This is a genomic window from Pseudoalteromonas sp. SG41-5 (genome assembly GCF_014164495.1).
GTDB lineage: Bacteria > Pseudomonadota > Gammaproteobacteria > Enterobacterales > Alteromonadaceae > Pseudoalteromonas > Pseudoalteromonas rhizosphaerae.
The window spans coordinates 1-6,166 of record NZ_JACJFH010000152.1; the positions used below are offsets into that span (position 1 = coordinate 1).

A 6,166-nucleotide genomic window follows, 5' to 3' on the forward strand; every position below is an offset into this window, starting at 1 on the left:
GACTACATTGGCGTGCCAGCGCATCCAGCGTGGATGAACAACGGCAAGTTTGATGGTGCTTTATTAACACCGGCACAAGGTCAATTACGTGAATATTACAAAGCCGTTATGGCGTTGAGTAAACATCCAGCAGTTGTAGCTGGTGACATGCAACCACTGATGGTTACTGGCAGCGAAAAAGTTGCTGCGTTTAGCCGCAGTATCGGTAATCAACAAATTTGGGTGGTGAGTAATTTTGCTGAGCAAGTCAGTCAGATCAGTATTGATATTCCACTTAACACACTGACGCAAAATACCAGCGAAAAATTACAATTGCTTGATTTGCTAGAGGCGAATCAAAACGCCGAGCTAACTATTACAGCTGAGCAGGCACACATTAGTTTAACTTTAAATGCGCTTAGCAGTGCAGTATTAACCACTGGAGCTCATAATGAAAAATAACAAACCAGATTTAAGTTTTTGGCAAATATGGAACATGTGCTTTGGCTTTTTAGGCATTCAATTTGGCTTTGCACTGCAAAACGGTAATGTAAGCCGAATATTTCAAACCCTTGGGGCTAATGTAGATGACATTCCTATTTTGTGGGTAGCAGCACCACTCACAGGGTTAATTGTACAGCCAATTATTGGTTACTGGAGCGATAAAACCTGGGGCAAATTAGGCCGCCGTCGTCCGTTTTTTTTATACGGCGCTATTTTAACCACATTATCGTTATTTATTATGCCAAACTCACCAACACTTTGGATTGCAGCGGGCATGTTATGGATCATGGATGCATCGATTAACGTCACCATGGAACCATTTCGCGCCCTTGTAGGCGATAATCTACCAAACAAACAGCGTGCTACTGGCTATGCAATGCAAAGCTTTTTTATAGGCGTAGGCGCCGTGGTTGCTTCTGCACTCCCTTGGATGATGACGAACTGGTTTGATATTGCCAACACTGCCGCAGCAGGGCAAATTCCTGATTCAGTAAAGTACTCATTTTACTTTGGTGCAGTTGTATTGCTGGTCGCAGTAGGCTGGACAATTATAACCACCAAAGAATATTCACCTGAAGAATTGGCCGCATTTAATCAACAAGAGCAAGCTCAAGTTGAACAGACGGTTTGTGCACAAATTAACTTTAGTAAAGGCGGCAGTGTATTTACTGTTTTAGGGCTTGCCGTACTTGGTTTAGTCATGGGATTAAACCTAGAAAAAGAGCTGTACCTATTAGCAGCTGGCTTAGTGAGTTTTGGCGTTATTCAATTTATTGCAGCCGCACTACAGGCAAAAAACCACACCAGCGGTGGCTTTTACCAAGTCGTTAACGATGTATTCACCATGCCAGAGGCGATGAAACAACTTGCTTGGGTGCAGTTTTTTAGCTGGTTTGCATTATTTGCCATGTGGATTTACACCACCTCAGCGGTAACCAGTTTTCATTATGGTAGCAGCGACACAAGTTCAGCGGCGTATAACAATGGTGCAGACTGGGTGGGTATTTTATTTGCGGCTTACAACGGTTTTGCTGCATTGGCGGCTTTATGTATCCCGATCATCGTTAAGCGTGTTGGTTTAAAACTAGCGCATGCACTTAACCTTATTTTAGGTGCGTTAGGTTTGGCGAGCTTTATGTTTATACAAGAACCGAGCTTACTTATTTGGCCAATGATAGGTATTGGTTTTGCGTGGGCGTCTATTTTGTCGTTGCCTTACGCCATGTTAAGTACCTCAGTACCGAGTCATAAAATGGGTGTGTATATGGGAATATTTAACTTTTTTATTGTGATCCCACAATTATTAGCCGCCAGTGTCCTTGGCCTGATACTTCGTCACTTTTTCCAAAATCAACCTATTTACGCATTGATGCTAGGTGCTGTGTCTTTTGTACTTGCAGCGGTTGCCGTACTGCGAGTTAAACAGTCTTAATTTAAGGGGCTAAAATGAAAAAATATAACCTAATTACCGCGACAATATTGGCCGCAGGCCTTGTAGGTTGTGGCGTGCAAAATACGCAAACCAGTGCAGTAGCGCAAACATCAGTGAGTGCGCCAGGCGCACCAGGCGAAGCCCCATTTTGGGCATACGCAGGCAAAACTGGGATAGGCACGTCTTTTGAGCAATACCAAAATGGCCATTACAGTGACGACGCGCCAACAGCTAAAGTGTCAAAAGTATGGTTTTCGATTGCTAAAGGGATGATCACCGAAACCATGTTTGGGCTTATTCATCAAGCGCAAATTAAAGACATGCAATTTGTTGTAGTAGGAAAAGATTTTACAGTCACCGAAGCTGATGATTTAGACGTTACCATTGACTACTTATACAAAGACGATAAAGGCCGCCCGTTATCATTAGCATACAAAGTAGTAAGCAAAGATAAGCAAGGTCGCTTTAGCCTCGAAAAACATATATTTACCGATCCAGACGGGCAAAGCTTATTTGTACGCAGTATTTTTAATACCCAGCTTGACGGTGTAAAAGCTTATGTAACAGTTAACCCTTATATAAACAACAACGGCTTAGATGACTTTGCAAAAACCACCGAGCAAGGGCTGGTAGCGTGGCAGGGCGATAATTACTTGTCATTGCAAGGTGCACAGCCATTTAAACAAACAAGTGTCGGTTTTACGGGCGTGAGTGATGGTTTAAGCCAGCTTAAAACAACTCAGCAGCTTACCCGCGTTTATAAAACTACCGGTGAACAATCGGGGAATGTTAGTTTATTAGCAGAGCTAGGTGAAATTGGTAAAAACAGTCAATTCGATTTAAGCCTAAGCTTTGGCAACAACCAGCAAGCAAGTTTTAAAGAAGGCCAAGCTACGCTAGCCAAAGGTTACCAAGCTGTGCTTGATAATTACAACGGTAAAGGCGAAGCCCTTGGTTGGCAAGACTACCTGCAAAGCCTTGCACCACTGACTAGCATGAGCGAGCAAACCGCTGATAACGGCAAATTACTTTATACCAGTGCTATGGTGTTAAAAGCCCAAGAAGACAAGACCCATGCAGGGGCGCTTATTGCGTCTTTATCTAACCCATGGGGCGAAACCGTATCGGCGAAAACCGGCTCTACCGGTTACAAAGCGGTATGGGTGCGCGACTTTTATCAAGTTGCCATGGCATTTATGGCACTAGGCGATACCGCAACAGCCAAAACCGCATTTGAATACCTTGAAAAAGTACAAGTAAACAGCAAAACCCAGGGCAACAACGGCGACACAGGGTGGTTTTTACAAAAAACACACGTAGATGGCGAACTTGAATGGGTAGGCGTACAGCTAGACCAAACCGCTATGCCTATTATGCTAGCGTGGAAGCTTCATCAGGCAGATGTGTTAAGTGATGCTGAGCTAACTGATTGGTATACCCGCATGTTAAAACCGGCCGCTGACTTTTTGGTAGACGGTGGGCGCGCTAAAATCCTATGGAACGACATGCAAATAACCCCACCTGCGACTCAACAAGAGCGTTGGGAAGAGCAAGCAGGGTATTCACCATCAACCACCGCTGCTGTTGTTGCCGGTTTAATTACCGCCGCTGATATTGCAAAAATGGCAGGTGATGAGGTGAATGCTAAACGCTACCTTGCAACAGCAAAAAGTTACAACGCCGATATAGAAAGCATGATGTTTACCACCGAAGGTAATTTAGAATCAAACGCATCAGACGGCGAGTATTTTATACGTATTGGCCAAGACAAAGACGCCAATTCAAATACTAAAATTAACGCCAATAATGGCCGTGAAGGTTTTAATAAAAAGCAAATTCTCGATGGTGGATTTTTCGAGCTCGTTCGCTATGGTGTACGTGATGCACTAGCGCCCAGCATAGTAAAAACACTCCCAGAATATGATGACGAAACCCTAACAGATAACCTACAAGTTAAATACAGCTTTGAGTTTACTGATGGCAGCGGCACATTTGCAGGATACCGCCGCTATGGTAACGACGGGTACGGTGAAGACGAAGTAACTGGCGCTAACTATGCGCAAGGTGGAAAAAATAGCCCAGGGCAACGTGGGCGAGTTTGGCCATTTTTTACCGGTGAACGGGGCCATTATGAAATTGCCGCCGCAAATGCTAATAATACCTTAGATGCAACAAAACAACAGGCTATTAAAAATAGCTATGTAAAAGGGCTAGAGCAATTTGCTAACGAAGGCATGATGCTACCAGAACAAGTATGGGATGGCGTAGGCGTAAATAAAGCAGGATACACGTTAGGCGAGGGTACAAACTCGGCCACACCACTGGCGTGGACGCATGCTGAATACGTGAAGCTAGTGCGCTCATTAAGTGACAAGCAAGTATGGGATCATTACCCAGTGGTAACTAAAGCACTAAAATAACCGCAAACTATCCGCAGTTCAGGTTAATTAACATAGCCGTAGTAAAATACGGCTAAGTTATTTATTACAATAATAACGAGGCTGAAATGAAAACATTTACCTTGAGCGCATTAGCATTAGCAATCATGCTAACAGGCTGCCAAAGCGCACCATCATTAAATAACAACACGAATAACACCGAAACATCGCAATTAAATACTAAACAACAAGCAAGCCCGTGGTGGGAAAGCGCCATTTTTTACCAAATTTGGCCACGCAGCTTTTACGATAGCGATGCTGATGGTCATGGCGACTTTAACGGTATGACCCAAAAGCTCCCGTATTTACAAGAGCTCGGCGTAAATGCACTGTGGTTAACCCCCATGTTTGAAGCACCGTCGTATCATGGCTATGATTTTACTGAATTTTACCAAGTAGAAAACGACTACGGCAGCATGGCCGAGTTTGAAGCCTTTATAAAAGCCGCTGATGATAAAGGCATGAAAGTCATACTTGATTTAGTTATAAACCATATATCAAGTAACCATGAATGGTTTCAGCGTTCAGCAAAACAACAAGCCCCTTATGCTGATTACTTTATTTGGCGCGACGATATGCCAAAAGCCGGTAGCGGTTGGGGCCACGCATGGAGTAATAACGACCAACCCGACGCAGTATGGCATTGGAATGAAACACGTCAGCAGTATTACTATGGTGCGTTTGGAGCAAGCCAACCTGATTTAAATTTACGCCACCCTGATGTTATTGCCGAAATGGAAAAAATGGCCAAGTTTTGGCTTGATAAAGGGGTTGCTGGCTTTAGGTTAGACGCTGTACGCTTTGCCATGGAAAGCGGCGGCAATACACAGGCCGACACAGACGAAACCATAGCTTACTGGCAGCACTTTAATCAGTATGTAAAAAGTGTAAACCCTGAGGCATATTTGGTGGGTGAAGCCTGGGCAGATATTCCTGTGGCGGCAAAATACTACGGCGAAGGTAAAGGGCTTGATCAGGGCTTTGATTTTGAAGTGGGCTATAAAATCCTTGGCTTATTAAAGCCAGGCGCCAGTGGCGAAGCGCAATTTGGCACCATGCAGTCTAACCAGCAAAAAAATACGGTTGATGCCAATGTGCTCAAACAAAATATACAGCAACGTATTGACTCGAGCGCACCACTTGACTTTTTTGCGCCGTTTTTAACCAATCACGACCAAGAGCGAGTGGCTTATCAGCTAGCAGAGCAAGACGATAAAGCAAAACTTGCCGCCGCCATGTTATTTAGCTCCCCTGGCACACCGTATATTTATTACGGCGAAGAAATTGGCTTAACACAAGGTGGCACAGGTCACGACGTTTATAAACGCGCGCCAATGCAATGGGACAACAGCAGTCAAGCCGGTTTTACCAAAGCTAAAACCAGTTGGGTTGAACAAAGTGAATTATTTGGTAAAGACTTTACCAGCTGGTGGCCTGAATTTTTAGCCGAGCAGCTTAGCGCAGGCGATCGCAATGTAAAAACGCAACAAGCAGACTCTGATTCACTTTGGCGTTTATATCAGCACTTAATTTCGCAGAAAAAACAGCGCCCAGAGCTGGGTATTAAAGGCAGTTATAAATTAACGCAACACGACAACGGACAAGTTGAAATAACCAGCGAGTTAAACGGCAGTAAAAGTATGTTTATTCTTAATTTAACCGCTAAACCGAAAAGCATCAGCGGTATAAAATGTAAGGGGGTAACGCCTAGCTGGCAACACGAACTAAAAGACGAACAACACGCTGGCTATGGTTTGCTTTTACTAAACAACAGATTGTAAATAAAATTCACCCATTGGGGCTAACATACGTT

At 44.0% G+C, this 6,166-nt stretch carries 3 protein-coding genes and 1 pseudogene; all 4 read left to right on the plus strand.

Going from position 1 to position 6,166, the window contains the following annotated elements:
* Positions 1-441, plus strand: a pseudogene (locus H5232_RS21795) (alpha-amylase); the annotation flags it as partial.
* Complete coding sequence (locus tag H5232_RS21800; protein WP_182719538.1) at positions 431-1,915, plus strand: MFS transporter; 1,485 nt, start codon at positions 431-433, stop codon at positions 1,913-1,915. The pseudogene H5232_RS21795 and the gene H5232_RS21800, both read left to right, overlap by 11 nt.
* 14 nt (positions 1,916-1,929) lie before the next feature.
* Complete coding sequence (locus H5232_RS21805) at positions 1,930-4,335, plus strand: glycoside hydrolase family 15 protein (protein ID WP_182831506.1); 2,406 nt, start codon at positions 1,930-1,932, stop codon at positions 4,333-4,335.
* Positions 4,336-4,421: 86 nt separating this feature from the next.
* Entirely contained in the window at positions 4,422-6,134 is a 1,713-nt protein-coding gene (locus H5232_RS21810) for an alpha-amylase family glycosyl hydrolase (protein WP_182831507.1), read from the plus strand.
* Positions 6,135-6,166 lie beyond the last annotated feature (32 nt).